Source organism: Bacteroides sp. AM54-2NS (assembly GCF_003602935.1).
In the GTDB taxonomy this organism is placed as follows: Bacteria; Bacteroidota; Bacteroidia; order Bacteroidales; family Bacteroidaceae; genus Bacteroides; species Bacteroides xylanisolvens.
Genome location: NZ_QTMZ01000015.1, coordinates 35776 through 50719 on the forward strand (window position 1 = coordinate 35776; position 14944 = coordinate 50719).

General features: G+C 50.2%; 16 protein-coding genes and 2 pseudogenes. 12 read left to right on the forward strand and 6 right to left on the reverse strand.

The features are described 5' to 3' along the window. Positions 1-277 precede the first annotated feature (277 nt). On the reverse strand, positions 278-937 hold the full coding sequence (locus DXA05_RS11225; RefSeq protein ID WP_007571976.1) for a recombinase family protein: 660 nt from the start codon (positions 935-937) through the stop codon (positions 278-280). Between the two features lie 189 nt (positions 938-1126). On the opposite strand from DXA05_RS11225, the gene DXA05_RS11230 reads away from it, so the two are divergent. Continuing rightward, entirely contained in the window at positions 1127-1396 is a 270-nt protein-coding gene (locus DXA05_RS11230) for a hypothetical protein (RefSeq protein ID WP_225719305.1), read from the forward strand. 11 nt (positions 1397-1407) lie between these two features. Here the strand turns inward: DXA05_RS11230 and DXA05_RS27480 are convergent, their stop codons facing one another. Both DXA05_RS27480 and DXA05_RS27485 read right to left on the reverse strand, forming a co-directional pair. Next, positions 1408-1641 carry a hypothetical protein gene (locus DXA05_RS27480; protein ID WP_284515537.1) on the reverse strand — a complete coding sequence of 78 codons (234 nt, stop codon included), beginning with the start codon at positions 1639-1641 and terminating at the stop codon, positions 1408-1410. Beyond that, positions 1530-1760: a hypothetical protein gene (locus DXA05_RS27485; RefSeq protein ID WP_284515536.1), complete on the reverse strand. Its 231-nt coding sequence runs from the start codon at positions 1758-1760 to the stop codon at positions 1530-1532. The genes DXA05_RS27480 and DXA05_RS27485 overlap by 112 nt, the downstream gene beginning before the upstream one ends. Here DXA05_RS27485 and DXA05_RS27490 point away from each other — a divergent pair. After that, the gene (locus tag DXA05_RS27490) at positions 1653-1904 is read left to right on the forward strand and encodes a hypothetical protein (protein ID WP_229120481.1); all 252 of its coding nucleotides are present in this window, start codon (positions 1653-1655) and stop codon (positions 1902-1904) included. The two genes, DXA05_RS27485 and DXA05_RS27490, sit on opposite strands and share 108 nt — an antisense overlap. Position 1905: 1 nt before the next feature. Here DXA05_RS27490 and DXA05_RS11240 read toward each other — a convergent pair whose 3' ends face one another. Both DXA05_RS11240 and DXA05_RS11245 read right to left on the reverse strand, forming a co-directional pair. Further along, positions 1906-2460, reverse strand: coding sequence for a Crp/Fnr family transcriptional regulator (locus tag DXA05_RS11240; RefSeq protein ID WP_007571982.1), 555 nt, complete (start codon positions 2458-2460; stop codon positions 1906-1908). A gap of 56 nt (positions 2461-2516) precedes the next feature. Further along, a pseudogene (locus DXA05_RS11245) lies at positions 2517-3325 on the reverse strand (KilA-N domain-containing protein). Positions 3326-3575: 250 nt separating this feature from the next. On the opposite strand from DXA05_RS11245, the gene DXA05_RS11250 reads away from it, so the two are divergent. The 6 genes and pseudogenes from DXA05_RS11250 to DXA05_RS11275 all read left to right on the forward strand — a co-directional run bounded on the left by DXA05_RS11250 (position 3576) and on the right by DXA05_RS11275 (position 10075). Further along, a complete protein-coding gene (locus tag DXA05_RS11250; protein WP_007571984.1) occupies positions 3576-4187 on the forward strand; it encodes a TetR/AcrR family transcriptional regulator in 612 nt (203 codons plus the stop codon). A gap of 132 nt (positions 4188-4319) precedes the next feature. After that, entirely contained in the window at positions 4320-5174 is an 855-nt protein-coding gene (locus DXA05_RS11255; protein WP_007571986.1) for a class I SAM-dependent methyltransferase, read from the forward strand. Then, positions 5171-5872 carry an L-2-amino-thiazoline-4-carboxylic acid hydrolase gene (locus tag DXA05_RS11260; protein ID WP_007571988.1) on the forward strand — a complete coding sequence of 234 codons (702 nt, stop codon included), beginning with the start codon at positions 5171-5173 and terminating at the stop codon, positions 5870-5872. Before DXA05_RS11255 ends, DXA05_RS11260 begins: the two co-directional genes overlap by 4 nt. A 24-nt stretch (positions 5873-5896) precedes the next feature. Continuing rightward, positions 5897-7701 (forward strand): annotated as a pseudogene (locus DXA05_RS11265) (ABC transporter ATP-binding protein). Between the two features lie 10 nt (positions 7702-7711). Further along, on the forward strand, positions 7712-8332 hold the full coding sequence (locus DXA05_RS11270; protein ID WP_007571993.1) for a class I SAM-dependent methyltransferase: 621 nt from the start codon (positions 7712-7714) through the stop codon (positions 8330-8332). 12 nt (positions 8333-8344) lie between these two features. After that, entirely contained in the window at positions 8345-10075 is a 1731-nt protein-coding gene (locus tag DXA05_RS11275) for an ABC transporter ATP-binding protein (protein ID WP_007571994.1), read from the forward strand. 297 nt (positions 10076-10372) lie between these two features. Here DXA05_RS11275 and DXA05_RS11280 read toward each other — a convergent pair whose 3' ends face one another. Then, positions 10373-10621, reverse strand: a complete 249-nt coding sequence (locus DXA05_RS11280; RefSeq protein ID WP_007571995.1) for a hypothetical protein — start codon at positions 10619-10621, stop codon at positions 10373-10375. Positions 10622-10702: 81 nt separating this feature from the next. On the opposite strand from DXA05_RS11280, the gene DXA05_RS11285 reads away from it, so the two are divergent. The 4 genes from DXA05_RS11285 (at position 10703) to DXA05_RS11310 (ending at position 14625) form a co-directional block, all read left to right on the forward strand. Then, entirely contained in the window at positions 10703-11284 is a 582-nt protein-coding gene (locus DXA05_RS11285; RefSeq protein ID WP_007571996.1) for a hypothetical protein, read from the forward strand. A 15-nt stretch (positions 11285-11299) separates the two neighbouring features. Then, positions 11300-12001 (forward strand): hypothetical protein, encoded by a 702-nt coding sequence (locus DXA05_RS11290; protein ID WP_225719306.1) that lies wholly within the window; start codon positions 11300-11302, stop codon positions 11999-12001. Positions 12002-12756: 755 nt separating this feature from the next. Next, positions 12757-13680 carry a hypothetical protein gene (locus DXA05_RS11305; RefSeq protein ID WP_284515529.1) on the forward strand — a complete coding sequence of 308 codons (924 nt, stop codon included), beginning with the start codon at positions 12757-12759 and terminating at the stop codon, positions 13678-13680. A 456-nt stretch (positions 13681-14136) separates the two neighbouring features. Then, positions 14137-14625, forward strand: coding sequence for a GNAT family N-acetyltransferase (locus DXA05_RS11310; protein WP_008654991.1), 489 nt, complete (start codon positions 14137-14139; stop codon positions 14623-14625). The last annotated feature ends 319 nt before the right edge of the window (positions 14626-14944 follow it).

A 14944-nucleotide genomic window follows, 5' to 3' on the forward strand; every position in this document is an offset into this window, starting at 1 on the left:
TCTGTACGTTTGTCCGTGCCGTGCTTCTTTCTTTAGAGGTAAAAAAGCACCGAACCAACAAATAATCAGCCGGATAACTGTCAGTTATGCCGATTTATTTGTTGGTTTAATCGTTCGTTAAAAAGACTATCGGAAAAAAGGTCGTATTATTCGGACACTCCGGGAAAATTTGTCCTACTCAAAGAACTGAAACGCAATTTTTTGCAGATTTTTTTTGTGGATAATTCGTGTTTTTGTAATTTTGTGGCTGAAAACGAACGATTTAACCAACGTAAAATCATACCCTCCGTTTTTGCAACTCCCCTTTCCGTCTTATCTCTTTCTCTTTCATGGCCTTATCTATTTCCTTATAGCGGCTACGGAATTTCATGAATGTATCCCGCGAAATGTCGAAACGCCTGCATATATCGGCAATCGTACAGTTCCGCTTCAACATGCCAACGATGACCTTTCGGTTTTCGATCAGCACGTTCATTTTCGTGTAGCTGCCTTTTTTCCGACCAAGGACGACACCCTCGGCTTTCCGGAGGGCGAGAGCCTCCTTCGTGCGCATCGAAATCAGGTTGCGTTCAATTTCCGCTACCAGACCGAACGCGAAACAAAGTACCTTGCTGTTGATGGAGTTGTCGAACGAATACCCCTCCTTGGTTGTGTAAAGGTTGATTCCCTTCTCCAGACACTTGCCCATGATGGCCATGAGGTCCGTCAGCGTGCGGCTTAGCCGCGAAACTTCCGTGACAATCAGCGTGTCGCCCCGTTTCATGCGCCGTATCAGTCCCCCTAATTTGCGGTCGCACCCCTTCTTCTTGCCGCTGGCGACCTCCGTCACCCACTGGCTGACGGAAAGATTTCTACTGTCGGCGAAACGCCGGATCTCGTCTTGTTGGTTAGCCGGGTTCTGTTTGCCCGTGCTGACCCTTAAATAACCTATTATCATAATCCTTAATTATTTTACGGGAGCGACATTGCCCCCGTCCGGTATAAATAAGGCATGATGGTTCGAAATGAAAGGATTCTGTACATAATTGTATGCGTAACATTTTATTCTTCAACTATTTTAATGTCTTTTCGGAATCTCGTCGGGAAAAACTGGCACGTATGTTTTCTCCGGACAGGCCGTAAGCTCGTGAAAAACATAAACCGTTACGGAGGAAATGCCTCATTCGTGGAACTGCATGAAGTCGGTGCCTATGACAACAGCCATTCTCTGATGCCGGATTTGAAGGGGCAACGAATGGACCGGATGCCCCAAATGGTTGGACGAGCAATGCTGAAATCGAATGATATGCCGAAAAATAAAGAAAAATGCGGTCTTCTCGACAGTAAGCAAGAAGCCGCATTTGTAATAAGTACCCCGATTTCTGTAAGAACGCTTTGTCCGGAAGTTGTCCGTTGAATAGGTTGTGCTTATTTCAATGATTTGCGTAGCAACGGAAGGCGTTTCAGTATATGGCCGATAGAAAGGACAGTTGTAACGATTCCTGCCCAAAAATGACATTGCCCGACCGGGGAACCTGCTCCTTCTATGCCTAACAGGCAAATCCGGTCAGAACCACGGACAGGAACAGGACCGACAGTACCGCCGTGACCTTGCTTTTCCGGCCTATTCCGTTCTTGGCAGTTCCCTTGTACCAGCCCCAATGCGTCGCTATATGAAATATGGAGGCCATGAGGAACAGCAGGCTCGTCAGGACATGGAAAACTGCCCAATTATGCCATACCTCGTGATTGCCTTCATAGTCGGCCACATGCAATTCGATTCCGGAGTATGCGGACAGGACAAACACGGGAATCAGGCTCCAGTCTATTATAAAAATCTTTTTCATCTGTCTTTCGGTTTTAATAGATGCGGCAAAGTTCGCATCTTCGACTGGAACCGGACGATAACAAATGTAAAGAAATGAACTATCGCCTGTTTCTGATCCTCGACAGGGAAACAGAAGTAATCCCCAAATAGGAGGCAATATAATGCTGGGGAATCCGCTGTATGATAGAGGGGTGTTCTTTCAGCAGTTCTTCATACCGTTGTTGGGGGGTGTTCTTTATGCGGGAAAGGAAGAGCCGCTGATAAACATGGAAGCGTTCGATGATTTTTTCCTCGTATATCTGCCGTAGCGCGGGCTTCTGTCCGAGGTTTCTGAAAAAATCTTCCCGCTTCATAACCGACAGTTCTGCCGGCTCTATGCTTTCCAGGGAAAAAAGGCTCGGTGTCCGTTGATACAGGCTGTCGAATGACGCGACGAAATCCCCTTCGAAAAAGAACTGGAAAGTGATGTCCCGTCCTTCGTTGTTGAAAAACAGGCGCAGGCAACCTTTCCGGATCAGGTACATTCTGTCGGCTACCTTGCCTTCTTCCAACAATATCGTTTTAGGAGGAACGGATAATTCGGTTATCTCCGGAAGCGATAGAAAATAGGCGTTTTTATCAGAGTTCATTGTCATTTCATCTTTATTCGTCATGGTTTGATAGTGTATTGTTCATCACGTACTCGGCACAAATTCTGATAGAGACTCATCTACTTTAATAACTTGCGTTCGCTGCCGCCAGTTCCCAATATTCTCATCTGTTGAATGGCTATCTGATTGAGTTTAATCAACCGCTCACCCTGCGGAATACCTTGGTCTATAAATACTGCATTGAGGTTTTCCATATTTGAGAGGCAAATAAGCTCATTGATTGTGGCATAGTCCCGGATATTCCCTTTCAGTTCGGGGTGTTGCTCACGCCACATCTTGGCGGTCATACCGAACATCGCCACATTCAGCATATCGGCTTCATCGGCATAGATAATACTGGCTTGTTTGGCGGTTACCTCTGCCGGGATAAGGTTCTGTTTTATGGCATCGGTATGTATGCGGTAGTTGATTTTCGACAGTTCCCGTTTGGCTGACCAACCGAGTTGCTGTTGTTCCTCGGTCTTTAATCGTTGGAACTCCTTTATAATATACAGTTCAAATTCAACGGAAATCCAGCTTGCAAACTTAAATGCTATATCCTTGTGAGCGTAAGTGCCGCCGTAGCGTCCCGATTTGGAGAGTATGCCTATTGCGTTTGTCGTACTTATCCATTTTGTCGGTGATAAGGTAAAGGCGTTCAGCCCGGCTTCCTTTTTAAACCCCTCGATTCGAGGGGTTTAAAACTCGGGTTGTACAAACTCTCCCAAATACCCAGATATTCTATTGTATTCCGGTTACGCAGCCAGTTCCCGATAACCGCAGTCGGGTCATCGCTTTTGTATCTTGCTATGTCTGTCAGGCTGATATAATCATTCTCGTTGACTGATATAATTGTGACACTTGTGTCTTTTACTGTAATCTTTGCCATTTTATATTTGATTCTTTGGGTTTTATGTACAAAAGTAATTATAATCTATGAGACTTTCTCCTTTTCAATGAACAATATGACTTTTCCTTTCGGATATAGACAAGGATATAGACAAGGTATTTCGCTACCTCCGGTAATACCTGCTTTTCCCTTATTTCAATCATGTAAAATCACCATAAATAGGTATTGTCCAGTAAATTCAAACCCCGTACTTTTGCAAAAATATAAACGGAAACATCGTTCATTATTTATGCAGGTACTCAAAGAAGACATACGCGGCCGCATATTGGCAGTCGCCGAACAGCGATTCGGGCAGCAGGGGTATTCCAAGACCTCCATGCGCGAGATTGCCGGAGCCGTCGGTGTCGGTGTGGGGAACATATATAATTATTTCCGGAACAAGGACGAATTGTTCTGTGAAGTGGTCCGTCCCGTCCTGCACGCTATGGAAGCCATGTTGCAGGAGCATCACGGCATACGCGGCGAGGACGTGATGACGATGCGTTCCGAAAAATACCTGAAAGCCTGTATCGACGAATACGTTTCGCTCATCGAAACGCATCGCAGCCTGCTGGAGATCCTGTTGTTCCGTGCCCAAGGCTCTTCGCTGGAACATTTTCGCGAAAGCTACACCGACCGTTCGACCGGGCTGGTCAAGGCATGGTTCGCCGCCATGAAGAAGAAGTACCCGAATATAAATACGGCTGTGTCCGATTTTATCATTCACCTGCATACGGTGTGGATGTTCACGCTGTTCGAGGAGCTGTTGATGCACGCGGTGCCCAAACAGGAAATGGAATCCATTCTGCATGACTATATTCTGTTTGAAATTCAAGGTTGGAGGGCCATTATCAAGGTATGACAGATAGAAAAGACACATACGGACAAGCTGCCGTAACGGGGCAGCGGGAAAAGAGGAAATCTTCACAAAGGTTTCCTCTTTTTTTATTCGTGAACAAATCTGAATATCGTTCATTAATAAATATCATAACAAATGAAACAGAGACATAAATTCGAGAGCATTGTCGCCGAGACATTGCTCATTCCGCTCTATTACAGGGCGAAAGAGAGCCGCCGAAAGAACCCGATTCTGAACGACAAGGTTGCGGAGGGGCTGGTGGACAGTCTGGAATACGACTACTCCCGTTTCGACGGGGCGAAGTTGAGCGAGGTCGGCTGCGTCGTGCGCGGGTGGTTTTTCGACCGTGCCGTGCGCCGCTTCATAGGGAAGCACGCCGATGCGGTGGTGGTGAATGTGGGCTGTGGTCTGGACACCCGTTTCCAGCGTATCGGCGACGGGAAGGCCGTATTCTACGACATGGACCTGCCGGAAGTCATCGCGCTGCGCCGCGAGCTGATTCCGGAGCAGCCGGGCAACCCCTACATTGCGGCCTCCCTGCTGGATGCCGGCTGGCTGGACGACCTGCGTCGCCGGCATCCCGATGCGCATTTCATCTTCGTGGTCGAAGGCGTGCTGATGTATTTCTATGAAAAGCAGGTAAAAACATTTCTGCACCATGTGGCCGAGCGTTTCGGGGGCGGCGAACTGTGGTTCGACGTCTGCGGTACGATGATGAGCCGTCACGGAGTGAAACCCGATTCGCTCCGTGAACACGAGGCGCAAATCCGCTCCGGTCTGAGCGACGGGCGTCTGGTAGAACAATGGGAACCCCGCCTACGCCTTTTGGAACAGGCCAATTACATGAAGTTTTTCCGTCCGCGCTGGGGCTTCTTCTTCGGGCAAATATTGGGACGGATGACGCGGCTGTGCTACAAGTTCAGTTCGATGTTGGGATATGAAATCGTATCGAATTCCCGTGACACGGCGGCAATTCTCCATGAAAGATGAAAGAGACGACGATTGAACCTTATCTCCCAATGTTGGAACGGTTCGAAGAATTTTTCAGGGAAGAACTGGCATCCCGTTTGTCGGTCGAATCCGTTGATTCCGTGATGGAAGCGGCTGTCGAGAATTTTCATCGTATCTCCGCAATCATTCCGGATGTCCCGCCGACATCACCATGGGTGAAAAACATTATCGGTATAGCCTATGAGATCGGTCTGTGGCAAGAACTGTCGGCCAGAGGATGGAGTCCGGCAGAACTTTCCATTGTTACGCAGAAAGCATTGAAAAAGCTCACGTTGTCGAGTATCCCTTCTGAAAAAATTTCGGAAATACGCGAAATGTTGTGTTCGCCCGACTATGTGCGTCGCATCGCTTCCGCTTCGCATGTTTCCACAGAGGACGATTGGCTGTTCGATTGCGTGTTGCCGAATGCGGACGATACGTTCGATGTCGGTATGGACATTGCCCGGTGCCCGGTCGCCGAACTCTGTTCCCGTATTGGCGTCGAGTGCTTTTTCCCCTATTTCTGCGTGAATGATTATATCACACACGATGTACTCGGTATCCGGCTGACACGGACCCGCACATTGGCACACGGTGCTTCGTGCTGCGATTTCCGGCTGACAAAAGAGCGGGGAGCGGCTGACGGGGCTGTTGTAATCCGGCCGGAAGATTTACAGGAATTTACCAACAACGGATAGAGAGAATCGGATAAAATTCAATATATGGAAACAAAAGAAAAGAAGAAAGAAGGTCTGTCCCGCCTGTTCGAGATCGCGGGGCAGAAGAAAGGGCTGCTTTTTCTGGCGGGTCTGCTGTCGGCAGGCAGCGCCGTGTGTATGCTCGTACCCTATTGGGCGGTGTACGAGGTGTTGAAAGAGCTGCTGACGCACGGTACAAGCCCGGCTTCGGTGGACGAAGCCGGCATGATTCGTTGGGGCTGGATCGCCTTCTGCGGGCTTATCGGCGGACTGGTGCTGCTGTACGCCGCCCTGATGTCCTCGCACGTGGCTGCATTCCGCATTCTGTACGGATTGCGTGTCCGGCTGTCCGAGCATATCGGCAAACTGTCGCTGGGTTATCTCAACAACACCTCTACCGGAGCCATCAAGAAGACGATGGAGCAGAACATCGAGAAAATCGAGGGATTCATCGCCCACACGATTCCCGATTTGGTGAACGTAGTGGCGACGGTCGTGGTGATGCTCGTCATCTTTTTCTCGCTGGATACATGGCTGACGGCGGTCTGTCTGGCCGTGGTGCTGTTGAGCTTCGCCCTGCAATTCTCCAATTTCATGGGGAAGAAGGCACGGGAGTTCATGAGTATTTACTATGATGCGCAGGAAAAGATGAGCGCCTCCGCCGTGCAGTACGTCAGGGGAATGCCCGTGGTGAAGATATTCGGACAGAGCGTCCGCTCGTTCCGGCAGTTCAACGCCGAGATACAGGCTTACAAGACATTCGCCCTGAAATGCTGCGACACCTACCAGAACGGGATGATCGCGTTCACCGTCCTGCTGGGTTCGATGGTGACGTTCATTCTTCCCGTGGGTATCCTGCTGATACAAGGGAATCCGCAGTCGCTCGCATTGGCCGCCGTATGGCTGTTTTTCATCATCATGGGACCGGGTGTGGCTTCGCCCATCTACAAACTGACGTTCCTGGGCGGAAACACCAAGGAGATCGACGAAGGCGTGGCGCGTATCGACCGCATTCTGGAGAAAAAGCCCGTTCCCGAACCGGAACACCCCGAAGTGCCGCAGTCGTATGAGGTGGAGTTCCGCCACGTGTCATTCTCCTACGAAAATACGGAACAGGGCACACGTACCGAGGCGCTGCGCGATGTTTGCTTCACGGCGCCGCAAGGCCGGATTACGGCGCTCGTGGGGCCTCGGGAAGCGGCAAGTCCACCGTCGCGAACCTGATTCCCCGTTTCTGGGACGTGGAGCAGGGCGAGATTCTCATCGGTGGCGTGAACATCAAGAACATCGCTACGACGCAGTTGATGGATACCGTTTCATTCGTCTTTCAGGATACGTTCCTGTTCTACGACACGCTGTACGAGAACATCGCCGTCGGTTCCCCCGCCGCAACGAAAGAAACGGTCGTGGCGGCGGCCAAAGCCGCCCAGTGCCACGAGTTCATCGAGCGGCTGCCGCAAGGCTACGAGACGAGAATAGGCGACGAGGGCGTGTATCTGTCGGGCGGCGAGGCGCAGCGGGTATGCGTGGCCCGCGCCATTCTGAAGAATGCGCCGATACTGGTACTGGACGAAGCCACGGCCTTCGCCGATCCGGAGAACGAATACAAGATGCAGCAGGCCCTTCAATCCCTGATAAAAGGCAAGACCGTGATTATTATCGCCCACCGGCTGTCGTCCATCGTCTCGGCGGACAACATCGTGGTCTTGCAGCAGGGACGGATCGTACAGCAGGGCCAGCACGACGACTTATCCGTCGCCGAGGGGCTCTACAAGAACATGTGGGATGCCTATACGAGCGCTTATCATTGGAAGTTGAACAAAAATTGAATACGGAGATATGAAAAAGAATAGTTTCTTGAACGATATTTTACAGAATACGAGTTGTCCGCAGGGATTCTGGGGACGGATGATTTTGCGGGGAATGAACTGTTTCCACGCTTCGCTGGCCCATCGCGGCATGAAACAGGTGGACTGGCGGCCGGAATGGAATGTGCTGGACATCGGATGCGGGGGCGGCGCCAACGTGAAGCGTCTGCTGAAGCTGTGTCCGCAGGGAAAAGTTTACGGCATGGACCTGTCGGAGGAGAGCGTCGCCTTCGCCCGCAGGCACAATGCGGGAGAACTGGACCGCCGATGTTTCATACAGCAGGGCGATGTCTGCTCCCTGCCTTACGGGGACGGGGCCTTCGATGCCGTTACGGCCTTCGAGACCGTCTATTTCTGGTCTTCCGTCAGCAAGGCGCTGGCCGAAGTCTTCCGCGTGATCCGGAAAGGGGGCTGCTTTCTCATCAGTCTGGAAGCGAGCGACCCCGAACTCGGAAAGGCGTGGACGGAGCGGATAAAGGGAATGACGGTGTACGGAGCCGAAGAACTGAAACAGTTGCTGTCCCAAGCCGGCTTTTCCGACATCCGGGTAATTCAGAAAAAAGAAGAACTGCATATCGTCGCACATAAATGAAAGGAGTGGAACATGAATGCGATTAAAAACATTACGATAGGCCATACGGAACGTCTTTACAAGCCCGTGGGCTATACCATGCTCGCCAATCTGGTCAACATCATACCTTTCTGCCTCTCCATCGAGGCGGTGCGCATCATCTTCGCCGCGTTCGACGGCAGCGGACGACCGCTCGACACGGCAAGACTGTGGTGCATTTTCGGCATATTGGCTGTCTATATGCTGGTGATGGCTTTGGCCGAACGGGCCTCCTACCGGGCCAATTTCAGAGGAGCCTACGAAATGAGTGCGTCGGGGCGCATTGCACTGGCGGAACATCTGCGGAAACTCTCTCTCGGATTTCTTTCCCGGCGCGACCCCGGCGATCTTTCGTCCATGCTCGTTACCGATTTCACGATGGCCGAGACGGGCATTTCCCACCATTTGCCCCAACTGATGGGAGCCGTCGTCATGCCCGTGCTGGCATTCCTCTCGCTGGTATGGATCGACTGGCGGATGGCCGTTGCCATGTTCGCCGCACTGCCGGTCGCCTTGCTTGTCCTATGGATGAGCACGAGTGTGCAGAAAAAGTTGAGCGGCAGGCAGATACAAGCCAAAATCAATGCCGGGAACCGCTTGGAGGAATACTTGCAGGGCATTCGCGTGATGAAAGCCTACAACCTGCTGGGCGACCGCTTTGTCCGCCTGCGCGATGCTTTTGCGGAACTGCGCCGTGCCTGTATCCGTCAGGAAGCCATGCTGGGGCCTTTCGTGCTGCTGAGCATTACATTGGTGCGGGCCGGACTGACCCTGATGGTGCTGTGCGGAACCTACCTGCTGTTGGGAGGCGAACTCTCGCTGCTCGTCTTCGTGCTGTTCCTCGTGGTCGGCTCGCGCGTGTTCGACCCGCTGACTTCGGCGCTGACCAACTTTGCGGAGTTCCGCTACTTCTCCATTGCCGGAGGGCGTATTCTCACGCTGATGAACGAGCCGGAGATGGAAGGCGAACGGCAGGCGCCGGCCACCGGCGACATCCGGTTCGAGCATGTGTCGTTCGCCTATCAGGACAAGAAGGTGCTTCAGGACGTTTCCATCGCGTTTCCGAGAAACACGCTGACGGCTCTCGTCGGTCCTTCGGGGAGCGGGAAAAGTACGGTGATGAAACTTTGCGCCCGATTCTACGACCCGCAGCAGGGGCGTGTCCTTTTCGATGGCGTTCCGATGAAAGATATAGAACCTGAAAGTCTGATGAGCCGCATCTCGATGGTGTTCCAGGACGTCTATCTGTTTCAGGACACGATACGCGACAATATCCGTTTCGGAAAGCCCGGTGCGACGGACGAGGAGATCATCGCGGCAGCCGAGAAAGCCTGCTGCCACGATTTCATCATGCGCCTGCCGCAGGGATACGACACGATGGTGGGTGAGGGCGGTTGCACGCTGTCCGGCGGCGAGAAACAGCGCATATCCATCGCCCGCGCCATCTTGAAGGATGCGCCGATTATCCTGCTGGACGAGGCGACCGCATCGCTCGACCCGGAAAACGAGGTGGAGGTGCAGAAAGCCATCGACACGCTTATCAAGGGACGCACCGTCATCGTCATCGCCCACAAGCTTAAGACGATCATGAATGCGGACCGGATCGTCGTTCTGGAAGACGGACGGGTAAAAGAACAAGGCACGCACGACGAACTGATGCGGCACGAGGGGCTTTATGCCCGTCTGTGGACGATTCAAGAGAAGTCCGCAGGCTGGACCGTATAGAATAACGGGAAGCCCGGATAATAGGACTTTCACGAAAAGCCGGAAAGAAGGCAAGCCCCTCTTTTCGGCTTTTCCTTATTTTATCGGCATTGTCGTAAATCAGTACGACGGCATAGTTACTGTTTCTGACTGCTGAACGATGCTGCGTTATTCATTGTTCGCTGGACCTTTCGGTTATGGCAGAGACAAGACGGCTACCCGGCCTCGTGTCCGGAAACACCTTATTATAATTATACCGAAAAATTTCCTTTTCAAGTCCATATTCTATACCCGTTATATCCCGTTCACCTCTCCTTTTTATTTATTCTCGTTCTTATCGCTCCCTGCCGCACTCCCTTGTCGGTGTGATTTTCCCATGCGAAGGTACAGCGTCATTCGGTCGTCAAGTACCGCTCCGCTAACCGGCTCGCGGATTTGCCCGGCAGCCTTCCCAAATCGAAGATGACCTTTCGGTCCCCGCCGTGCTGCGCTGTCGGGTTGGGTATTCCGTTCAATCCCCGGCGGTTTCCTTGCCTTTTCCTCATTTTCCCGCTGTCTGGCCTGCATGTAAAATCTATCCCGATAAGGAAGCCGGAACAGCTTCCGAAAAAAGGGAAGAAAAAGTTTAACGAATAAAAATTAACGATTATGCCAAACTGGTGTTCAACAGCGTATGTGATAGAGGGCGACGCGCAGGAAATCAAAAGCCTCTATGAGTTGATGAAAGATTTGCAGGACAGAAAAACGCCTGCCGTGAAAAACGGCTTCGGGACATCATGGCTGGGGTGTCTTGTGGATGCCTTGGGCAAGGACTGGGACAAGGTGAGTTGTCGGGGAGATTGGGCAAACCTCGAAATGGTAGGCGAAACCCTCCGCTTTACGACGGAGACGGCATGGGGGCCATGCAACGAGACATTCGACCTCGTGTGCGAGAAATTCCCATCGCTCCGTTATTATTACCAGACCGAAGAGCCGGGAATGGGCTTCTACGAGACCAACGACAGCGAAGGCAAGTATTTTACCGACAAATACATAGTCGATTTATGTACTGCCAAAGGCAAATACTTCTGCGAATATTTTGCCGACAGGGAGAGCCTGTTTGCGTGGCTTGGCGAGGTCGCAGGAAAAACCGTCCGCTCGGAACAGGATGCCAAGGCTCTGTTTGAAGAATGGGCGCAGGAAAACCCCGATTCTTGCTGCAGTATCAATGAATATGTGGTCGTGGATTAAATCGGACAGACAGCCATGAGAACCTATCATTGGAAAGAGTACGGCTTTATCGGGACTGTACCCGACTTCGCCCGGCATTTCGGGATATGCAAAAGCCCGACTTTCGTCAATGCGGTGCGGAGAGTGTCCCGACACGTTTATAACTGCATGAACGCACGGGAACAGGCGGAATATGAAGAGAAGCGGGAGCGGGTGAAACCCGCTTACCGCCTCTATCTGGACGAGGAACGCACACGTTTCATCGAAATGACGAAAGAGGAGTACGAAGCTGTCGGCCTGCCCGTGGTGCAGGAAGAGGTCGGCATGTTCAAACTGTCTTACAGGAACAGAAGCCTGCCCGCATCGTTTGTCGGAAACGGTCGGGACGAAAGCCCCGTGGCTTCGGCCATGAAAAAATATCGGGCAGAAGCCATGCGTTTCGCCGGACAGGTCATGCTGGCTACGGGTTATTTCAATACCCGTCTGCCGACCGAACAGCCCAAAACCGAGATAAACTATACGGAATTGCGATTGTCGTACAGCAACGGTATCGTGTTCTATTTTGTCGCTGACCGTAGCCGTGACGGAGTATGCGGCTGTTACCTGCAACGGATAACGCTCGACGGCAAGCAGATATATAACGGCTGTTTTAGCCGATATTCCAGCGTCGATGACGTTTTGCAAAAGACACAATCGAACGGAGAATGCCAAAATGCCCATTACCATTTTATAGAGTAGACGATAAGCCCTCTCGGACAGTAAAAGTTCGAGAGGACTTTCTCTGTACGCCGTTTCCACGGAACGACCTCCTTTTTTAGCCAATGTTCCGGCTTTTTTATACAGTCCGGCTTCTTCCCCTTTTACTCCACTATCGTATCTCCTTCTTTCCCTTATCTCGTTTCCGCCACTTTCTCGCCGGTTGGATTTTCCCATGCAAAGGTACAGCGGTCGTCCGGTGTCAAGTACCGCCATGCTAACCGCTCGTGGATTTGCCCGGCAGCCTTCCCAAATCGAAGATGTCCTTTCAGTTCCCTCCTTGCTGCGCCTGTCGGGTTGGGTATTCCGTGAAATCCCCGGCTGTTTGCTTGCCTTCCCGTCCTTTCCCCGCTGTCTGATCTGCATGTAAAATCTCTCCCGGCAAGGAAAGCTGAAAAGCTTCCGAGAGGAGGGAAATAAATAACTCGGAGTTTAATTTAACTTTTATGTATTATGCACGCAAATGGTAATCAAATTATGGAAGGGAAAGTTCTGGACGAACAGGTTAAGATAAGAATTTTTGAGGCATTCCGGCAGTCATGTTTTTTGTTTGATGAAACAAGCGGTCAATGCGCCTATATGGGGTCGGTTCGTAAATGCGATGGGAAGTGTCGCCTAATGCTACGCTTTAAGCAGAATCTGGATAAATTGTTTTGTTGAAAAGGAATTGCAGCCATTGGCTGAACCTTATCGACAAGTTCAATATAGCGGATAGAAAGATATATTAATTTTTAATCTTGACAAGATATGAGTATAATATGTACACGATGTGGCGGTACGCAGGTAGTATGCGAAGCCACAGTAAACCCCAACACCAAAGTGATAACGGAAATTTCGACGATTCTTTGCAATTCGGCCGGTGCGAAACCTGTAAGGCACGAAGCGTCCTGACGGATGTAGAGAAGACAAAGGCCGCCATCAAGAGCGGATTTGCCGGATTTGTCGAGGCGAACGGCAGGAAGCCCCATTATGCAAGTTGTCGGATAGTATGGAAGTACACCAACGATTCCGAAGACGTAAAAATCCGGCTGCTGGAAAGCGGTGAAAGTATTGGAAACGACATGTTCTTCTCCTGCAACAGCCTCCATGCCCTCGAATCTCTGGCGGAGTTCGGAAAAGAACCGTTCATCGTAACGGAATGTTACGGGTTCAAGACCTTAACAGAAGAGGAAATCTCCGATGAAAAAGCGTATGAATACGAGTTCGGAGACGAGAAAATCGTTGTTACAGGTAAAGAAGTACGTGCATTTTACTCGGAAGTATACAGGCAGACGGCACAGGACATCGAACAGTTTGCAGCCTATAATACGGCAAAACGCATGTATTACCGGAAAAATGATTGCCAGCTTACCCCGGAGCTTGTCCGACGGTTGCTCGATGAAGAACATTTGATGAAAGCAGGTGAATCCGACAGTTTCACGATTCAGTTGTTCTTCCTGTGGCATGTGCGGATTCGGAAAGAACCTGAAAATTTTGCACCGTTCAAATACGCTTTGGAAGCCTGTTGCTTGGATAACGTACAGACTTTCAGCCGCCGATACATCACGCTCGAAAAAGCATTGCTTCATTGCCTGAACGGTTTCAATGAAAACGCTAATATTCAAAACCGCTACCAATCCCTGCAAGACTATCTTCTGGGACAGGCGCACGGCAAACGCTGATAAATAGCCTCATGCGGCACAAGCCTCCGAACCTGCAAAGCCGGTTTCGGGGGCTTTATTCCGCAAGGTCGTCTCTCCAGTTATATGCCATACCCGGCATGTCACAAGAAATTCCTTTTTAAGCGGACGTCCACCTGTTATAACCCTTATACCCCATTTCCATTCCTTTCTACCTCCCGATAGCGTTTCCCGTTTTTGCTCCTGACGTTACCCGACAAATCAAGGCAAGACACACGACACCCTATGCAGCTGCAAAGGAACGTCGGAGGAGTTAAACTCTTTTATATCACATTCCTGTGAATCTTAATAAAAAAAGTCGTTCATGGCACCTTGTGGAATTGATTTTTATATATTTGCTTCTGAAAAAAACATACTGGAAACAGTGCCGGATAGTATGTGAAGAACAGAAACTTTTGGGAAAATAATATGTAAATACAAAATTATAAAAACAAAAAAATGATTAGAGTTGCCACGATAAAGGATGCTTCAAGACTTGCGGAAATACAGATTTTCTCTAAAAGAAAAGCCTTTCGCCCTATTTTTCAAAACGATGATGTTTCCTTTAATGAAATGTCGGTATTGCGTCTTGCATTATATTATCAGGATGTTATAGGAGCTTTGGACGATATATATGTTTTTGATGACGGGATTGTAAAGGGGATGATGAAACTGGATTGTAAAAACAGTATATGGGAATTGAAAGAGTTGTATGTAGATCCGTTCTTTCAAGGAGAAGGTGTTGGGACAAAACTTATGCGCCATTTCCTTACAACAGCAAAAAGTCACGATGTAAAAGAGGTTTACCTGTGGGTGTTGGAAGAAAATTTTGCAGCAAGAAAATTTTATGAGAGCCACGGGTATGTCTATACAGGAAATAAAAAAGAGTTTTCCGATTCAGGAAAATATCTGTTGAATTATGCATTACGATTAAAAGCCACCTTATAATCCGGCTCGCGTTCCGAAAATTCCGCTTTGCCGGGCACGTGAAGTCCCTTGGACGGTCAAAAGGTTCAGGGGCTTTTTTTGTCAATCGCCCTCACAGGCAGATTTTCTTTTTTAGCCGTTATTCCCACTTCTATATACAATCGGGCTTCTTCCTCTTTTATTCCGGTTATCCCATTCTTTCCCTGATCTCGCCCCCGTTGCCTCCTCGCCGGTTGGATTTTCTCATGCAAAGGTACAGCGGTCGTCCGGCGTCAAGCACCACTATGCTAACGGCTCGCGGATTTGCCCGGCAGCCTTCCGCAAATCGAAGATGGCCTTT